Origin of the sequence: Evansella cellulosilytica DSM 2522 (assembly GCF_000177235.2) — a bacterium.
Classification (GTDB): Bacteria; Bacillota; Bacilli; order Bacillales; family Salisediminibacteriaceae; genus Evansella; species Evansella cellulosilytica.
On sequence record NC_014829.1, the window covers coordinates 1,081,879 to 1,100,922 of the forward strand.

The 19,044-nt window shown below is 39.4% G+C and carries 17 protein-coding genes; 12 read left to right on the top strand and 5 right to left on the bottom strand.

Annotated elements, in window-relative coordinates; genetic code table 11:
- The first annotated feature begins 20 nt into the window (after nt 1–20).
- Complete coding sequence (locus tag BCELL_RS04915; RefSeq protein ID WP_013487588.1) at nt 21–590, top strand: chromate transporter; 570 nt, start codon at nt 21–23, stop codon at nt 588–590.
- A complete protein-coding gene (locus tag BCELL_RS04920) occupies nt 587–1,117 on the top strand; it encodes a chromate transporter (RefSeq protein ID WP_013487589.1) in 531 nt (176 codons plus the stop codon). The genes BCELL_RS04915 and BCELL_RS04920 overlap by 4 nt, the downstream gene beginning before the upstream one ends.
- Before the next feature lie 59 nt (nt 1,118–1,176).
- Here BCELL_RS04920 and BCELL_RS04925 read toward each other — a convergent pair whose 3' ends face one another.
- Both BCELL_RS04925 and BCELL_RS04930 read right to left on the bottom strand, forming a co-directional pair.
- Complete coding sequence (locus tag BCELL_RS04925; protein WP_013487590.1) at nt 1,177–2,139, bottom strand: NADPH:quinone reductase; 963 nt, start codon at nt 2,137–2,139, stop codon at nt 1,177–1,179.
- 64 nt (nt 2,140–2,203) lie between these two features.
- Nucleotides 2,204–2,428 (bottom strand): hypothetical protein, encoded by a 225-nt coding sequence (locus BCELL_RS04930; RefSeq protein ID WP_013487591.1) that lies wholly within the window; start codon nt 2,426–2,428, stop codon nt 2,204–2,206.
- A gap of 130 nt (nt 2,429–2,558) precedes the next feature.
- Here BCELL_RS04930 and fabL point away from each other — a divergent pair, with 130 nt between their 5' ends.
- From fabL to BCELL_RS04955, 5 genes are all read left to right on the top strand, one after another.
- Nucleotides 2,559–3,314, top strand: a complete 756-nt coding sequence (gene fabL / locus BCELL_RS04935; RefSeq protein ID WP_013487592.1) for an enoyl-[acyl-carrier-protein] reductase FabL — start codon at nt 2,559–2,561, stop codon at nt 3,312–3,314.
- Between the two features lie 100 nt (nt 3,315–3,414).
- Nucleotides 3,415–3,600, top strand: a complete 186-nt coding sequence (locus BCELL_RS04940) for a gamma-type small acid-soluble spore protein (protein ID WP_013487593.1) — start codon at nt 3,415–3,417, stop codon at nt 3,598–3,600.
- Nucleotides 3,601–4,050: 450 nt separating this feature from the next.
- Entirely contained in the window at nt 4,051–4,509 is a 459-nt protein-coding gene (locus BCELL_RS04945) for a DUF3939 domain-containing protein (RefSeq protein ID WP_013487595.1), read from the top strand.
- Nucleotides 4,510–4,530: 21 nt separating this feature from the next.
- Nucleotides 4,531–5,058 (top strand): nucleoside tri-diphosphate phosphatase, encoded by a 528-nt coding sequence (ntdP, locus tag BCELL_RS04950; RefSeq protein ID WP_013487596.1) that lies wholly within the window; start codon nt 4,531–4,533, stop codon nt 5,056–5,058.
- A 188-nt stretch (nt 5,059–5,246) separates the two neighbouring features.
- Nucleotides 5,247–6,989, top strand: coding sequence for an ABC transporter ATP-binding protein (locus BCELL_RS04955; protein WP_013487597.1), 1,743 nt, complete (start codon nt 5,247–5,249; stop codon nt 6,987–6,989).
- 86 nt (nt 6,990–7,075) lie between these two features.
- Here the strand turns inward: BCELL_RS04955 and BCELL_RS04960 are convergent, their stop codons facing one another.
- From BCELL_RS04960 to BCELL_RS04970, 3 genes are all read right to left on the bottom strand, one after another.
- Entirely contained in the window at nt 7,076–8,152 is a 1,077-nt protein-coding gene (locus BCELL_RS04960) for an FUSC family protein (protein ID WP_041808626.1), read from the bottom strand.
- Nucleotides 8,153–8,987: 835 nt separating this feature from the next.
- Nucleotides 8,988–13,472 (bottom strand): glutamate synthase-related protein, encoded by a 4,485-nt coding sequence (locus tag BCELL_RS04965; protein WP_041808628.1) that lies wholly within the window; start codon nt 13,470–13,472, stop codon nt 8,988–8,990.
- 316 nt (nt 13,473–13,788) lie between these two features.
- A complete protein-coding gene (locus BCELL_RS04970) occupies nt 13,789–15,075 on the bottom strand; it encodes a glutamate-1-semialdehyde 2,1-aminomutase (protein ID WP_013487600.1) in 1,287 nt (428 codons plus the stop codon).
- Between the two features lie 239 nt (nt 15,076–15,314).
- Here BCELL_RS04970 and BCELL_RS04975 point away from each other — a divergent pair, with 239 nt between their 5' ends.
- The 5 genes from BCELL_RS04975 (at nt 15,315) to bcp (ending at nt 19,021) form a co-directional block, all read left to right on the top strand.
- Complete coding sequence (locus tag BCELL_RS04975) at nt 15,315–16,325, top strand: ABC transporter ATP-binding protein (protein WP_013487601.1); 1,011 nt, start codon at nt 15,315–15,317, stop codon at nt 16,323–16,325.
- Nucleotide 16,326: 1 nt separating this feature from the next.
- On the top strand, nt 16,327–17,118 hold the full coding sequence (locus BCELL_RS04980; RefSeq protein ID WP_041808630.1) for an ABC transporter permease: 792 nt from the start codon (nt 16,327–16,329) through the stop codon (nt 17,116–17,118).
- A 3-nt stretch (nt 17,119–17,121) separates the two neighbouring features.
- Nucleotides 17,122–17,907, top strand: coding sequence for an ABC transporter permease (locus BCELL_RS04985; protein ID WP_013487603.1), 786 nt, complete (start codon nt 17,122–17,124; stop codon nt 17,905–17,907).
- Nucleotides 17,908–17,990: 83 nt separating this feature from the next.
- Nucleotides 17,991–18,437: a potassium channel family protein gene (locus tag BCELL_RS04990; RefSeq protein ID WP_013487604.1), complete on the top strand. Its 447-nt coding sequence runs from the start codon at nt 17,991–17,993 to the stop codon at nt 18,435–18,437.
- Between the two features lie 116 nt (nt 18,438–18,553).
- The gene (gene bcp, locus BCELL_RS04995) at nt 18,554–19,021 is read left to right on the top strand and encodes a thioredoxin-dependent thiol peroxidase (protein ID WP_013487605.1); all 468 of its coding nucleotides are present in this window, start codon (nt 18,554–18,556) and stop codon (nt 19,019–19,021) included.
- Nucleotides 19,022–19,044: the final 23 nt, after the last annotated feature.

The following is a 19,044-nucleotide window of genomic DNA, read 5'->3' on the forward strand; positions in this document are numbered from 1 at the left end:
AGGTAATAAGGAGTATAAAGATGATACAAAAAGATATATTTTTTGCTTTTCTTAGAGTTGGTTTGCTCGGATTTGGAGGAGGACCATCCTCCATTCCCCTTTTTCAAAAGGAAGTTGTAGAAAAATATAAATGGATGACAGATGAAGAGTTCTCTGACATTTTAGCGATTGGAAATACGTTACCAGGCCCAATTGCAACTAAAATGGCAGGCTATTTAGGGTTTCGAGTAGCTGGAGTAGTAGGGATGGTCAACGCACTCATTGCATCTGTTATTCCAACTGTTGTCCTTTTAATATTACTGTTTACTTATTTAGCTTCCTATCGAGATCAGCCTTGGGTTCACGGAATGACACACGGGGTCATTCCAGTAGTCGCTGTCATGATGGCAACTTTAACGTATGGCTTTGTTAAAAAATCAACAAAAGATTTTGGTTGGCTCATATCTATTGCACTCATCATTTTCTCTGTTATTTTCATTAGTATTATCGGTCTCCATCCTGGTTTTGTCATCGGAGCACTCATTCTTTTTGCATTATTAAAAAAGACGAAAGTACCTCTCGATGAAAAAGAGAAGGGGGAGTCATCATGATTTATGTTGAAATCTTCCTAGCCTTTTTCCTTCCAAATGTATTAGGGTACGGTGGGGGTCCAGCTAGCATTCCGCTAATTGAGCATGAAGTAGTAAACAGGTACGAATGGATGACAGTAGAAGAATTTGGTGAAGTCCTAGCTTTAGGTAATACGTTGCCAGGTCCAATCGCAACTAAATTGGCTGGCTACATTGGATATGAGCAAGCTGGCATTTTAGGAGCAGGCGTCGGTCTTTTTGCCACTATTGCACCTTCGCTCATTTTAATGGTAGCTTTGCTAGGCATCCTACATCGTTATAAAGATTCACCGAAGGTAAAATTATTATCAAGTATTGTTAGACCGACGATTGCCGTCTTACTTGGCGTACTCACATTCCGTTTTCTAGAAACGTCTTATATCGAAAGTGGTTGGATCCATACAATTATAATAATCGCAGCCTCATATTTTTTAATGGAAAAGAAAAAAGTCCATCCAGCATTTGTCATAGTCGGCGGACTTTTGTATGGTGCAATATTTTTGTCTTAAAGAGATTTTACAATAAGTTGATAACAGCTCGCCCTGTGAAGCTGTTATTAACTTATTTTCTATGGTGTTAAAACGATACTTCCGTTATATACATTGTTCTCTAACGCATGATGTGCTTTGGATGCTTCTTCAAATGAATATGTAGCTCCAACAAGAGCAGTAATTGTTTGTTGCTGGAGAAGGCTGCTTATTTCATCCCCAGCTCTCTTTAGCTCTAACGATGGTGCAGTAAATAATAACACACCTAATAATGACGCATGCTTTGTGTTTAATAATCTCCACGGAAGCTCTGGTGTATTATTGTTTGGCGAACCAATAGTAACGATACGCCCACCGGTTTTCACCATCAATAAGTCATTCTCGAGATTGTCACTTACTGACATATCTAAAATGACGTCAAGGCCGCTATTGTTCGTAAGCTGCTGCACTGTTTCAACGATATCTTCCTTTTTATATAAGATGACGTTGTTTGCGCCGGCTTTTAAACAAATATCGCTCTTTTCCTCATTACTAGCAGTAGCAATAACCTTTGCTCCTGCCCTTTTCGCGAGTTGAATCGCTGCGTTTCCTACTGCTCCAGCACCACCATAAACTAACACGCACTCACCTGGTGAAACGTTTGCTCGATAGTGTAAAGCTAAGTGTGCAGTCATAAAAGGCATCGCAAGTGCGGCGCCTTCCACAAAGGATGCAGATAAAGGTAATGGGAAAACAGCATCTGCTTGTGCAGTAACAAATTCAGCACAAGTCCCACTGATGTTCGTTGCCCACACCCTCATTCCCTTTTTCAAATAATCAACATCTTCGCCAAGTTCAACAATCGTACCACTTACATCAAAATGAGGAATGTGAGGAAATTCCTTAACTTGCCGAATCCCTTTGCGAAAGTAAGTGTCCACTGGATTTACCGCACTTGCCTCCACCTTTATTAAAACGTCACTTCGCTTTACTGCTGGCTTTTCCACGTCTTCTACCTTTAAAACACTAGGATCCCCATATTCTCGATAGACAACCGCCTTCATGTTATCTCTCCCTTATCAATGTCTTTATTATTATTTTAATGGGCGATTGAAAAAATAACACTCTTTATTCAAAATGTATTCTTGTTCCACTCGTCCAAGTTGCTTCTGTGTGCATTAATCCACCGCGGTCAATTAATTCATTGACGATATCTTTATGAATTGAAACACCTTCTGCATTTAAATAAGGAACGACTTGTTGGAAATTACGGTGAAAATATGCTAACTCTTTATCTGTCCATTCTTGTTTTGGTAACATCGATAGCTCTGTAAAATCTCGACCGACATACATACTTAGCCCTCCTTAAGCGAAGCTGTATCTTTAGTTTCTCTAGAGTTAACTGTAGATATTCGATATAATGGTTTGGAAATATGGAATACTTGTGAAGTTTTTCGATCAACTTTTGAAACGAGGGATTAAAGTGAATGAAAGGAAAGTAGCACTCATTACAGGAAGTAGTCGAGGCATCGGTAAAAAAATTGCATTGAAATTGGCGAAAGAAGGCTATGACATTGTACTAAATTACGCTCGAAGTCGAAGCAATGCTGAGGAAACGGAAGCGGAGCTGCGAGAGCTTGGTGCCGATGTATTGTCAATAAAAGCAAATATAGCAAAAAAGGATAAAGTGGAAGACATGTTCAAACAAATTGATGAGCACTTCGGCCGCCTTGATGTGCTCGTTAACAATGCAGCATCGGGCGTATTGCGGCCGATAATGGAGCTTGAAGAAAGTCATTGGGATTGGACAATAAATATTAACAACAAAGGAATGCTATTCTGTTCACAGCTAGCTGCGGAACGAATGGAAAAACAAGGTACTGGTGGGGCTATCGTTAGTTTAAGTTCTTTAGGGGCGCAAAGGTATTTGAAAAACTATACGACTGTTGGTGTATCAAAGGCTGCTGTGGAAGCATTGACGCGATACTTAGCAGTGGAGCTTGCTCCGAAGAACATTCGTGTCAATGCCGTCTCCGGAGGTGCAGTTGATACGGACGCATTAACGCATTTTCCAAACCGTGAAGAACTGCTGCAAGATGCTAGTAACCGTACGCCAGCAGGTCGAATTGTCGAACCAGACGACTTAGCCGATGCAGTATTATTTTTATTATCACCACAAGCAAAAATGATTTGTGGACAAACCATTATCGTTGACGGCGGAATATCTTTATTAACATAATGAAAGTCCTTTTCCCATTTTTTAGTCAGGTAAAGTATTAAAAAAAATGAGGATAAAAAAAACCTCCTAGGAAATTATAATTTCTGTGGAGGTGATACAAATGGCAAACAACAATGCATCTAAAACAAATGCACAAAAAGTACGTCAGCAGAACCAGCAATCTGCTCAAGGGCAAAGCCAAAACTTTGAATTTGCTAGCGAAACTGATGCACAACAAGTGCGTCAACAAAACCAACAATCTGCTCAACGTAAGCAGCAAGCATCTTCTAAAGGTCAACAACAGTAATCCTGTTTAGCCTTTAGTTCGAACATAAAGCCCCTTTTCCAATACGGAATAAGGGGCTTTATTTTTATGGAGTGTAATCTGCCCTTGAGCGCAGGGGAAAGTGTGTGAAGGTAAGATGGGAGGGCGCCATCTGCCCTAGAGCAAAGAAAAAGACTAGTAAAGGTAAGATGGCCGCGCTATCTTACCATCAGCAATCATAAAAGATCTTAAAGCTAAGATTGCAACAACACGGTCGCCTGCTCGTGACATCCACATCCTCACATCCTCTCTTTAAAAGTAACTCGTCCTAGTGGCCACTTTCGTTTTCAAACTTTTTCTAGAAAAAAAGTTTATTATTTGTCGAATGATTTTAAAAAGAGGGTAATCAATAGTATAATGAAGATGGATATGTTTTAAGAATGTGTTGTCCATAGAAAATGAAGGATTAGTCTATCTAAACGGAGGTTTTCTATGTTTTTTAAAAAAAGGAAGAAAAATGGGGATACTCAAGAAGAAAAAAGAGAAGAGAAAATCGTCACTGTTACTATTGATGAGGTTAGAGCGGCTGTGAACAAGTATGCAAATAATATGCAGAAAGGGATCTCACTTCGAAGTATTGTCTTAGATAACAATGAAATTGATTTTGAGGCGTTATATTCTTATTTGGGTGGAAAACCTGATCGACCTTTTTATATGTCTAAAGAAACATTTGAGATTTTCGAGGAAAAGGACTATCCTAAATACATTGACCTTTGTCAAATTGCTTGTGATCAATACATTTTAGAGAACGGCGAGGAACCTATTACAACAGGTGATCCAGAGAGAAAAGTAAATTTTCAGAAGCTAAAGCATTATTTAACTGAAAAGCCACCGTTTAAACTATATTTACACCCGCAAGATCGTATGGTTACACATAGAGCTCCAAAATAGAACAGTGAAAGGAGAAGGACAGTGAGATTTCCCCAAACAGGTAGTAATATCATTGTACAGAGCTATAAACATAATGGAATACTTCATCGTGTCTGGGAAGAGACAATCATTTTAAAAGGGACTTCTCATGAAGTTATTGGAGGAAATGATCGAATAATGGTACAAGAATCTGACGGACGTCAATGGCGAACCCGTGAACCAGCAATTTGTTATTTTACAGCAGACCATTGGTTTAATGTCATCGGCATGCTAAGGAATGACGGTATATACTATTATTGCAATCTAGGCACTCCATTTACATATGATGAGGAAGCATTAAAATACATTGATTATGACTTAGATATAAAAGTTTTTCCTGACAAAACGTACAAGCTGTTAGATGAAGATGAATTTACTTTACATAAGCAACAAATGAACTACCCTGAAGAAGTGGAGATTATTTTAAGAAGAAGTGTGGATGAATTAATTTCATGGATTACACAGAAAAAAGGCCCATTCGAGCCAGGCTTTGTTGAATATTGGTACGAGCGCTTTTTACAATACCGTTAATTAAAAACGGAAAGATGAAGCGCTTCTTATTTTATATTATTAATAACATATAGAGCGCGGTTTATACAACCGTCTCTTTCTTTTTTTAGGCTATGTTAAACTTTGTTGTTGAATTTCACTTCAGAAAAAAGAGCTTTTTTTAAGACAAGCGCTTATGAAATATTTATTGTATATAGAGGTGTATTTTATTGGATAGTATAAAGCGTTATTTAGTTTTTGTTAAGCCGTATTGGAAACAAATTATTGTTACGGTTGCAATAGGGATATTGAAATTTGGTATACCACTTCTTATTCCCCTCATTTTGAAGTACGTCATCGATGATATTATTGGTGCAGAAGCGTTAACCTCTAATGAAAAAATGACATCATTATATTGGCTTATGGGTATTGTCTTATTTGTATTTATCGTTGTTCGCCCGCCAGTAGAGTATTTTCGTCAATATTTCGCACAGTGGACAGGGAGTAGAATATTGTATGATATTCGTGATCAGCTTTTTTCCCATTTACAAAAGCTTAGCTTAAAGTTTTACTCTAATCGTAAAACTGGGGAAGTAATATCGAGGGTTGTTCATGATGTAGAACAAACGAAGAACTTTATTATAACGGGTATGATGAACATTTGGTTGGATATGTTTACGATTATCGTTGCAATTATTATTATGTTAACTCTAGATCCTATTTTAACACTCGTCGCTATTGCACTACTTCCGTTTTACGGGGCATCTATTAAATATTTTTATAGTCGTTTAAGAGACTTGACGCGCCGTCGCTCTCAAGCACTAGCTGAAGTGCAGAGCCACCTTCATGAAAGATTACAAGGGATGAATGTCATTCGAAGCTTTGCACTAGAAGATCATGAACAGAAAATTTTTGACAAAAGAAATAACAATTTTTTAACGAAAGCACTTGATCATACACGCTGGAATGCAAAAACGTTTGCTGTAATTAACACGCTAACAGATATCGCTCCAATTCTAGTTATTGGGGTTGCGGCAGCGCTCGTCATCCAAGGCAATTTGACAATCGGTACGATGGTTGCCTTTGTCACATACATGGATCGTCTTTATAATCCTTTACGTAGACTCGTCAATTCGTCGACGACATTAACGCAATCCATTGCATCGATGGATCGAGTATTTGAGCTTGTAGACGAGAAATATGATATCGAGGATAAAGAGGGTGCTGTTCCATATCAATTCCCTCAAGGTGAGGTCATTTTTGATCGTGTAAGTTTTAGCTATGACGATGACGAAAATGTGCTACACGACGTAAGCTTCCGTGCAGAAAGAGGAGAGACGATTGCCATTGTTGGAATGAGTGGTGGTGGAAAAAGTACCATTATGAGCTTAATTCCACGTTTTTATGATGTAACGAGCGGTCGAATTGTCATTGATGGGAAGGATATTCGTGATTATAAAGTAAGGTCATTACGCGACCGTATCGGTATGGTTTTACAAGATAATGTCATTTTTAGTGAATCTGTAAAGTTTAATATATTGATGGGTAATCCAGACGCGACAGACGAAGAGGTCGTTGCAGCTGCAAAAGCCGCGAATGCCCATGACTTCATTATGAATTTAAAGGATGGCTACGAGACGAATATAGGGGAGCGTGGAGTGAAGCTTTCTGGTGGACAAAAACAGCGTATTGCTATTGCTAGAGTGTTTTTAAAAAGCCCAGAAATACTTATATTTGACGAAGCAACGAGCTCTTTAGACTTAGAGAGCGAACACTTAATACAGCAATCATTATTTACACTAGCAGAAAACCGTACAACGTTTATTGTCGCACATCGTCTTTCAACGATCACGCATGCAGACAAAATCATCGTTATAGAAAATGGCCGATTAGTAGAAATGGGAAGCCATGACGTGCTAATGAGTCAGCAGGGGGCATATTATAATCTATTCCAAGTACAGCAATTGAAATAAAAGGTACAGGGAAAACAAATAAGTAAGGGAGACTCAAGTAGGTATAAATGAACCTGTGAGTCTCCCTCTTTTTTTTGCTAGACGATCTATAATTGTTTTTCCGAAACATTTACTGCATTTTTATCGCGATGGTATTTAAAGAAGCCATCGACGAGTTGATCTAAATGAGCGAGCTCATCGCTATACTCAATAATGAGGGCGACGATTGGAATAGAGTTCGTCCAATCAGCGCGGTTCGTTTCAGGGTCCTCATAAAAAATAAGGAACGTATCTGTGAGCTGCTGCTTTCCTACTGAAACCTCGTTATTTACCTCATCATTTGTAGCCCGCACTTTACCTGTATACTTCAGCAAAATACGTTCATGATAGTTCGTTAAATATTCAAGTTGCTCTTTTATTAAGTCCTGCATCTCATCGGGAAATTGGTGAATTGTGTTTTCATATTTACTAATACTTTTTAAAATGCTAATGGCTTTATTTGTGCTAGCGATCATTTGACGAAACAAGACGACCTTTCTAAGACGAGCATATTCATTTTTTCTTAAATAATTTCGTTCTTCCTTATAAAGCTGAAAGGTGTTTTCTATTTTGAACAATGATTCCTTTAGTTTTCCAATATCCTTTTTTAACGTACGATGGTCAGCTTCGTGCCGAGCTAATAAACGAATCCATTGAATGATTTGCTCGTTTGTAGAGACGATTTTGTGATATAGTAAATTTTCGTGCTTTGGCGGTAAGAAAATGAGATTGACAATAAATGCTGACAGTACGCCAATAATAATTAGCAGAAATCTGTCTGTGGCAAATGTAATAAAATCATCTGTTGGTGTACCCATAATCGCAATCGCAGTTACAACTGCTAATGGAATGATTGCTTCCTTGTTAAAACGAATATGAATCGCGATGACGAGCATAATGACAACACCGACGACAAAAGGTTCGTGACCAAATGTTAACACGAAAACGATGGCTAAAAACGCACTAACAACGTTCGCTTGTATTTGATCCCAAATTAGTAGAAAGCTTTTATGAATAGAAGGCTGAACAGCAAGGAATGCAGCAAGACCTGCGAAGGCTATCGAAGGATAACCAATCCACATCGCTACATAAAGCGCTAACGTTACAGCCAATCCTGTTTTAAAAATACGGGCTCCTAGCCTCATGGTAGTCAAAAATCCTTTCCTTCTGAAAAATATAATGATTTCAAAGACAAGTTATCATATGAAACGAATGCCAGAATCATTCCAACTTGTAGAGTCGTACGTAATATACACCTGTTTTGAAAAACAATCAAGCCTATTTTTAAAATAAAAGGATCCCTTATCTATAGTCTTTTACCATTTTCGCCTAAAAGATAAACAAAATTGCCATTTTACTCATTATATTGCAATATTGGAGCACAATTGCCATTGTACTATATATCAAGAAAGGGAAGGGACGGAGGCCACTGGAAGAGTGGTGTTCTTTAAGGACACTGAAAAAGTCCGTAGATTGAAAGGGGTGTCAAATAAAATATAAAGTCATTTGAACATAGAAGTTGATGAGACATGCGCAAACTCGCTTTCCGTGGAGAGTCGGGAAGCTGCATATAGCCTCACTCTGCAGTGTCTCATCCTGACTTACTTTTTTAAAGGAACGAGCGTCGCTTATTTGATGAAGCTTCGAGTTGTCCGACGCTGCACTATCGGCACTTTATCTCTTTTGGCATCTCTCTATATGCTCATACAGCTGTTCTATCAGCATTTTACCCCTTGCATAATTTCTCTATATGCTCATACAGTTACGGATACGCTCCAAAGCGTATGCTCGTAGAGGAAGAGACAGTTACCTCTCTTGCTCCAGTCTCATCAATTCGTCTTTAAATTATAGAATATGAATACCGGATACAATCATGTTTTTTACTTTTTCAGTGCACTCAAGGGTTGGCCTTTTTCAGTGCCCTTTATAAAAACAAAAAACATGGCAGAGTCTCAATGAGATTCTGCCATGTTGGTCTAATTATTCTGTTGATACAGATGGGTCTGCTTGTAGTTTCACAGGAACTACTTGCTTAAAGTGTGCTGTTGGATCGGCTAGAAGCTTCTCAATTACAGCTACTTCCTCATCTTGTTCTTGGTTTTTCAACTCTTCAAGATACGTCGTTAAAAGCTCTTTTACATCGCTTATGCCAGTATCTGATAGGTTTTCTAAACTTACTTTTGCACCTTTTGCAATTCGTGCGTTAAGTGCTTTTTCGTCTAAGCCCATTTCTGGATCGTGTCGTAAGTAGACGACACCACCAGTCATACCAGCACAAATCCATGGACCAGGGTCACCTAAAACTAATCCTCTACCATTTGTCATATATTCAAAAGCAAAACCTTTTAAGTTTGCGTGAATACCGATGTTGTGGCGACGACCTTCTTGGAGTGGCTTCGTTAACCTTCCACCGAAGATCATGTCAGCGCCAGAAAGACGAATACCAGCACGAGCATCAGCGTTACCTTGAATGATAAATAGTCCTTTTTGTGCACCGTAACCTGCACCTTTACCGACAGAACCATTTAAATATTGGCCGTAACGACCTTTTGCTTTAAAAATCTTAAAGCTACCACCGAACGATGTTTTACCAACACCGTCTTGTGCGCCCCCATTGATGAGTATATTGACGCCATCACTGTTATATGCACCAAGACCGTTTCCTAAAATAGATCCTTTCGTATATTTAAGGTCAATTTTAGGTAATTGACGGTAAGAACCGTCTAATTTACCACGAACGCGGTGACAAGCAACTCGACTTCCAATTACACGTTGTTCAGCAGTAACGGACTCATATTCTCTTGATGTAGTAAGCTCTTCAACGTTTCCATCAAGATACTCTGCACCAACTGCAAGCGCTAATTGAGGCTCCTCTTTTTCTACTTTCGGCATTGGCGAGAAGTTTGCAACCTCTTGCTCTGGAAGTGTAGATAGAAGCTCTTCAAGATTCATTAAGTTTTGCCCTTGGACTTGCTCTAAAAGGTCAGCGCGACCAACAAGGTCTTGTGTGCGCTTTACACCTAAAGAAGCTGTTAATGCTTGTAGCTCCTTACCAAATGCAGTAAACATATTCATTAATCCGTGAACAGCAAGATCGAATTCACGTGGTACGAAACGACGTAAACCGTGCTCTTTCGCTTGTGCTTCAGATTCAATTTGTGTTGCAATACCTACGTGACAAGTGTCTAAGTGACAGCCACGACAAGCAGTACAACCTACAGCGATCATAGATAGTGTACCGAATCCGATACGGTTAGCGCCGAGAAGCATGAGCTTCACTGCGTCTAACGCACTCTTCACACCACCGTCTGCCCAGAGCTCGACTTTATGGCGAAGTCCTGCTTCAAGTAAAGCGAAGTGAGCAGCTTTTACACCGATTTCTGCAGGTAAACCAACGTGTTGTAGTGCGTGTACACGAGCCGCACCAGTACCGCCGTCAAAACCACTTAATGTGATAAAGTCAGCACCAGCTTTCGCAACACCTACTGCAATTGTTCCGATATTTGGAACGATTGGCACTTTAACAGCAACCTTTGCTTGATCGTTAGCGGTTTTAATCTCTGTAATAATCTGTGCCAAATCCTCGATAGAATAAATGTCATGGTTGTTAGATGGTGAGATTAAGTCAGAGCCAGTTGTTGCGTTACGAGCAGCAGCAACCTTTTCCGTTACTTTAGAACCAGGTAAGTGACCACCTTCACCAGGCTTCGCACCTTGACCAATTTTAATTTCTAATAGATTAGAAGAGTTAAGAAGCTCTACGTTAACACCAAAACGTCCAGAGGCAATTTGCTGTCCACGCGTATTTGGATATTTACCGAGCATATCTTTAATTTCTCCACCTTCACCGTTGAAGCTAATCATGTTCAAACGGTCTGCAGCTTCCGCATATGCACGGAAAGCAGTCTCATTTTGAGATCCGAAAGACATAGAGCTAATCATGAATGGAAGACTATGATTTGCAACACTCACGTCAACATCGTCTGCATTCACATCAGACTCTATTGATTTCAAGTTTGTTAAATGTCTTATACTAATAGGATTTTTCTCTTCTTGCTCAGCAAGCTTTTCACGGAAGGCGCTGTAGTCAGATTTCCCTGAAGCTAAGTCACCTAAAGCTTTCCATAAACGAGGGAAAATATGGAACGTTTTCCCAGGACGTGCTTTCTCGTTTGTGAACTCTTCTTTTCTCGCGACACTGTCTTCCTTCATCGATGCAAAGTTATAAGCTAAGTCTTTACCACCTAAGAAGTTAACAATATTTAAGCGATCTGAAATTTCCTCGTTAAGTCCCATCGCTGAGAAGAGGCGGCCGTATCCTCTTAATTCATGAATACCAATTGTTGAAATCACTTTTTCTAAACCTTTATTCAGTGCACTGTATAGTTTCCCTGCTGGTTCAACGTCACCGTTTACCACTGAAGCAAACATGACGTAAGGGTTAACGACATCGGCTCCTAAGCCGAACACCACAGCGATGTCATGTAACGAACGGATACTTCCTGAACGAAGAACGAAAGAACATGAACGTCTTTTTTCTTCCTTCGTTAAGCCTTGATCCACAGATGAGATAGCTAAGTGAGGATCAATCCAATATTTATCGTCTACGTGTGTACCTTCGTCATTGAATACAAGGAACGTTTTCCCATTATCAATAGCTTTACTTGCTTGTGTATGGAGACGCTCAAGAGCTTCTTCTACTGTTTCACTTTCAAAGCGAACCATATTTAATGTTTCTGCTTCATTCGCTTTTTCGTATAGGGAAAATAATCCTTCAAAAGAAGGCTGTCCGTATTCCTTTTCAATCGCTTTTCCAGCTTTCCCTTCAGCAACTACAGGTGATTCTAGTTGAACGATTGTTTTTAAAACATCCTTGTTAAATAAAGATGGACGCTGCCCGATGATAACACGTGTAGAGAAATGCTCCATTTCACGGTCACGGTCAATCGCGGGATTTGTTACAACAGCGACGCTCTCTTTAATGAAGTCAGCAATATTTTTTCTGCCTGGATGTAATGCAGCAAGTGGTGCGTCATGTCCTAATGATCGGATAGGCTCTACACCTTTTTCAGCCATTTGCTCAATAAGCTGAATATGCTCTCTATCCCATCCGTTTGCAGCGTAAACAGAGTTAGTGATGTTTTGCTCAAATTGAAGTGTTTCAGCGTTTGTTTCTAATTTTGTTGATAAACGATTACGAGCATCTTCGATAGAAAGACGAGTTGACATACGGTTGTATACTTCCTCTTGAAGCTCATCGTGCCAGTAAACCTCGATTGTACCTTTTTCATTACGGAATAAGCCTACTTTTTCACCTGGAGCTAAAGGCTTTGGATCAGTCAAGTAGTTGTCTGAAGTGAAAATCCCTTGCTCAGAGGAGAAGCTGTAGCTTGTTTTTGTTTCAAGCATCCATACTGGACGTAAGCCTAATGCATCTACGCTGAATACTGCTTCGTTTTTAAAACGAGAAATAATACCAGCAGGTCCTTGTGCAAAGTGTCCCCAAGCTTCACGAATATACGTGTATAAGTCTTGTAAATGTGCTGGATAATGCTTAATTTCGTTCACGATTGGAGGGAAAACAACTTCCATCGCTTCAAATAACGAAAGCTCGTGTTTAGAAATAAACGTATCTAGAACACGGTTTAAGTCTTGAGAGTCACTGCCCCCATCTACAAGTGGTACGCCGAGCATATTTGCCTCATCACGAAGCTTTGCAATTGTGTTAATTTCACCGTTATGTCCGATGACACTGAACGGTTGTACGCGGAAAAAGTTTGATAGTGTATTAGTTGAATAGCGATTGTGTCCTAAAGTAGCAGTGGATGCTACGAGTGGGTTAGCTAAGTCATTATAGTATCTAGGTAGAATATCTCCAGCACCCATCACTTTGTAAACGGCGTGCTCATGACTTAAAGAAGCAACATGTACATCGTTATTTTTCTCAATGTCGATAGTTAGTTCAAAAAGTGTCGCTGCAAGATTAGTAGGTTGTAAGTCTTTGTTGATTAATGCAACTTGCCAAAAGATAGGCTCATTTTTCTTCGCAATTGGTCCGAGAGCATCTGTGTTTGTCTGTTCGACACTGTGAAAAATAAATGTAAATCCTTTTTGTTCAAGTTTCTGTCTGATTTCATTATGCACTTTACTTACATCTGAGTTTTGATCAATAAAGAAGTGACCGACTGTGAATGTTTCATCCTCAACATGAGAGCCTGAAACATTTTTTTCTTCAAGCTTGCTTCTCCATAGCGCAACTGGAACGTCGATATGAACACCAACACCGTCGCCTTCCTCGTTAATAAATCCTGCACGGTGGTTCATTTTCACTAAAGCATTGATCGTGTTATCGATATTTTCTTTTGTTGGAATACCTTCTTTTTCAATAAAAGAAACGATTCCACAGCTATCATGCTCTAATTTAGTTGCACCACGGAATGATTGAATTAGTTTATTTTGGTTCATCATAACATTGGTCAATCAGACCGTCACCTCCTTATAATATTTCGAATCCTGACTTACGAGAAATAATCTCACACAAAAAGTCGAGACGAATCCCTTCATTACAGAATTGTCAGAATTGATTACAATATTAACATTTTCTTTTAGAAAGGTCAATTATTTATACACAATTTCGGATACGATATACAATCGTTTTTTTTGCTAGAAAATACTTGGAGCTTGCTGGGGTACTGTTGCAAACGCTTTCAAACGATGGGGTGAAAAAAATGCAGGATAATGGAAAGTATATCCTGCAATAGTTAGGTGAATAATTATACAATTAAAGTAATGAAAACACATTTTCCACTACGGTGATAGTATTATCGATATCTTCTTCAGTATGAGCGCTTGTAATAAACCAGGCCTCATATTTTGAAGGTGCGAAATTAATACCATTTTTAAGCATTTCATTGAAGAAATATGCAAACATTTCGCCGTCACTATTCTCTGCATCCTCGTAATTAGTCACTTTATCAACACCGAAATAAATCGAAAGTGCACCCTTTAATCGGTTGACAGTAACAGGGACTTGGTGCTTCTCAGCAGCATCTAAAATTCCTTTTTCTAATTTTTGGCCGAGTGCATCTAAACGGTCGTATAGGCCCTTTTCCTGTAACACTTCAAGACAAGCTATGCCTGAGCGCATCGATGCGGGATTCCCAGCCATTGTCCCAGCTTGGTATGCTGGTCCTAACGGGGCAACCTGCTCCATAATTTCTCGTTTACCTCCGTATGCGCCAATTGGTAAGCCGCCACCAATGATTTTTCCTAATGCAGTCATGTCTGGCTCTACATCGAGTAAATTTTGGGCACCACCATACATAAAGCGGAAAGCAGTAATGACTTCATCATAAATGACAAGTGCACCTGCCTGATGGGCAATATCATTAACGCTTTGTAGAAATCCTTTAGAAGGCTCAACGATACCGAAGTTTCCTACGATTGGTTCAACGAGGACCCCTGCAATTTGATCCCCCCAATGATCGAACGCCTCTTTAAATGCATCGATGTCATTAAAAGGCACTGTAATCACTTCGTTTGCAATGCTTTGAGGGACACCCGCAGAATCAGGATTTCCGAGTGTAGAAGGTCCAGACCCTGCAGCGACAAGGACGAGATCCGAATGTCCGTGATAGCAACCGGCAAACTTGATAATTTTATCACGGCCTGTGTAAGCACGTGCTACACGTATCGTTGTCATAACGGCTTCCGTTCCTGAGTTAACAAAGCGAACTTTTTCCATTGAAGGTATGGCTTCGCGAATCATATTCGCAAACTTGTTTTCGTGAACGGTAGGAGTGCCATATAACACTCCGTCCTCAGCAGCTGCTTGTATCGCCTTCGTTATGTGTGGATGGGCATGTCCGGTGATAATAGGTCCGTATGCTGCAAGGTAGTCAATGTATTTATTGCCATCGACGTCCCAAAAGTAGGCACCTTTTGCTTTTTCCATAAATATTGGTGAACCACCACCGACAGCTTTAAATGATCGTGAAGGACTGTTGACGCCGCCTAAGATTACATCTAGAGCTTCCTCGTATAACGCTTCCGATTGTATACGTTTCATTTTCCGTACCTCCTTACTATGTATTACGCTTCACATTGTACCATGAACTAATTTAATATCTAAATGAAGACATAGACAACGTTAAAATATAGGGGATTTTTCGTAGCAAGGAGACGCACTTTACTTATTCTTGAAGAGAGATGGCACTATCTGTATACTTATATCGTTATGATGAAGGGATAGGAAAAGTACAGAGCAATTTTTTCAGAGCCCTCTTATGATGGAAGGTGGGAACATAGATGAACGTTATTGAAGTAAAAGGTTTGCGAAAGGAATTTAAATCCTATTCTAGCAGAACTGGATTAGGTGGTGCTTTTAGAGATCTTTTTACTAGAAATTATAAAATATTGCGAGCGGTGGATGATATCACTCTACACGTGAAGCAAGGTGAAATGGTCGGCTATATTGGTGAAAATGGAGCCGGTAAGTCGACGACGATAAAAATGCTAACAGGTATTTTAACACCAACTGCTGGTGAAGTAATGGTAAATGGGATGAATCCGCATAAGGAACGAGAGCAGTTTGTACGAACGATCGGAGTCGTCTTCGGACAACGCTCCCAGCTTTGGTGGGATATTGCAGTGCAGGAATCATTCCGACTATTAAAAAAAGTATACCGTGTATCTGACGAAGACTATGAGTCTCATATGAAAGAGGTTATCGAAACGTTAGAGCTGGAGCCTTTACTCGACAAGCCAGTTCGGAAGCTATCACTCGGACAAAGAATGCGCTGTGAGCTAGCTGCTGCGCTTATTCATAACCCGCCGTTACTCTTTTTAGACGAGCCGACAATTGGGTTAGACGTCTTAGTGAAAATGAAAATTAGAAAGTTTCTTAAAGAAATTAATCGCAAATACAAAACGACAATATTGTTAACAACGCACGACTTAGCCGACATTGAGGCGCTCTGTGAGCGAGTTGTTTTGCTTGATAAAGGGAGCATCATTTATGACGGTCGTTTAGATAATTTACAAAAAAATTGGGTTGAAGGAAAAGAAGTACGTTTTGAATTCCAGCATGCTGTTGAGCTGTCCTCTTTGCAAACGCTGAGTAGTGACTTCTCAGTGAGATGGAGGCAAGGGGACCGTGATCATATCTGGATTGCAAACGTCGATGGTGACGATGATGTTGTATCGAAGCTTATGAGTGTAGTTATGGTAGAGCATGCGATATCCGACGTAAAAATAAATCAAGTGTCTACAGAAGAAATTATCCGAAATATATATGAAGAAGGAATCACTCATGGCTAATATGACAATGTATATAGAAATGATTCGGATTCGTTTTTTAATGATGCTCGCTTATCGGACGAACTATTATAGTGGGATACTCATTTATTCTATTAATATAGGTGCTTACTATTTTTTATGGCAAGCGATTTATGGTGCGCAAGAATCGATTCAAGGTATGAACGTAGCACAAATGACTACATACGTGGCGATTGCTTGGATGGCAAGAGCGTTCTACTTTAACAATATAGATCGTGAAATTGCCCAGGAAATTCAAGACGGCAAAGTGGCCGTTGAGATGATTAGGCCGTATAACTATCTCGCTGTGAAAACGATGCAAGGATTAGGAGAAGGGATATTCAGGCTTCTGTTCTTCTCCGTACCAGGCATGTTCATTATTTGGCTCGTTTTCCCTATTACTTTTTCTAGTAATGTGGCCGTTTGGGGATTGTTTCTCATATCTATCATTTTTAGTTTTATTGTCAACACGCAGCTAAATTTATTAACTGGTATTGTCACTTTCTTCCTATTAAATAATACAGGGCTTATTCGTGCAAAACGAGTAGTAATAGATTTATTTTCTGGATTGTTATTGCCAATTTCGTTTTATCCTATATGGGCGCAGGAAGTGATGATGTTTTTGCCGTTCCAAGCAATTAGCTACATCCCTTCAATGATCTTTTCCGAAGGGTTCGTAGGTGCAGAGATTTATACAGCGTTAGGCATACAATTATTTTGGTCGTTAGTATTATTAGTCCCAATCCAGTTACTATGGATCGTTGCTAAACGCCAATTAATTGTACAAGGAGGGTAGATGATGTTTTACTTTTCAATCTTTTTTCAATATGCATCACAGTATTTAAAAACGAGAATGTCCTACCGTGCCGATCTCGTTGTAGAAATCTTTTCCGATTTGTTGTTTCAAGCTGTGAACTTAGTATTTATTTTAGTAGTGTTTGGTCACACAACATACTTAAGTGGCTGGAATAGGGAAGAAATTATATTTATTTATGGATTTTTCTTAGTTCCTTATGCGATTTTTTCTTCCTTTTTTAACATATGGGACTTCAATGAACGGTATATCGTAAAAGGGGAAATGGATAGGATTTTGACGCGACCTTTGCATAGCCTGTACCAAATAGTAATTGAAAGAATGGAGCTTGAATCGTTATTTGGTGCTATAACTGGTATTGTCATTATGTTTTATGCGGGTTCGCAACTTGGATTATCTCTCTCTTGGTATGACCCGCTTGTACTATTAGTGATGGTTATCGGGGGTGCCTTTATTTATGCGGGGATTTTTATTAGTTTAGCTGCGATCAGCTTTTGGTCTGACAGTAAAACGGATATTATGCCGATGATGTATAACATAGGAAACTATGGGAGATATCCAGTTGATATTTATAACCAAGTGATTCGTTTTACGTTAACGTGGATTTTACCGTTTGCATTTGTTGGTGTATACCCTTCTGCTTTTTTCCTCGGAAGAACCGATTGGTATGGTTATGCCTTTTTAACACCAGTGATGGGTGTAGTCTTCCTTACGATCGCGATTATTCTTTGGAATGCAGGAGTAAAGCGTTATCGAGGAGCGGGAAATTAATAACATATATTTTTTTTAAGAAAAAAATAGAGGTTACTTGTCCTAATTATTTGTCTTTGTTCATATAGTGAATGGAGGTGATAATGGTGATAGAGAACCTCTTTATGTTTTTTGTCATTTCGGTTGCAATTGTAGGGGTCTTCATGAGTTTGTATTTACTTTTAAAAAATCAACCTGTAGAAGGTCGGAGAATTTCCTTAAGAAATTTTATCGTACTTATTTTAGTGTATGTGACTGTGATGACAGGGTTTGGTGTACTTTACCTCGGCCTAGAGTTGAGTGGTATTCCTGTGTTGACCGAGGGTGGGTCAATTCAGCATGCTAGTTTCTTTCATTTAGTTGAGGATGTCATGTATTTTAGTGCAGTTACGTTGTTAACTGTCGGCTACGGAGATATTACGCCAATGGGGGTGGGGCGGTGGATTGCAATGATACAAGCGTTAATCGGCTATTTATTGCCAGCAGCCTTTGTTGTCACAACTGTCTTTTACCGCGAGAGACGTGCTAGACAAACTGACGTCGCACCATAAAAAATAAAGATGAGTGAGAACTAAACGGAGTACCTTGAAGAGGTGGTTTGTTTGGTTTTTTCTCATATATTAGTTATCCTTATATGAAAGAAGTAGAATAAGGAGGAATAACTATTATGACAATTGAAATTGGACAAGCGGTACCAGACATTACACTAAAAGCGAATGGTGATAAGGATGTGAAGCTGTCTGACTATCGTGGTAAATATGTGGTGCTTTATTTTTACCCGAAGGATATGACGCCAGGTTGTACAACAGAGGCGTGTGATTTTAGAGATAATCATGAAAGCTTCAAAGACTTAAACGCGGTCATTCTCGGTGTGAGCCCAGACCCTGTTGCACGGCATGAAAAGTTTATAGACAAGCACGATCTCCCATTTGAACTATTAGCTGATGAAGTAAATAAACTAGCCGAAGCCTTCGATGTTTGGAAGCTGAAGAAAAACTTTGGGAAAGAATATATGGGAATCGAGCGCTCCACCTTCGTCATTGACCCAGAAGGAAAACTAATCAAAGAATGGCGTAAAGTAAAAGTGAAAGGCCACGTGGAAGAAGCGCTGCAATATTTAAGAGAGCAAAAGTAATAATAGAGGTGTCTCAAAAGGAT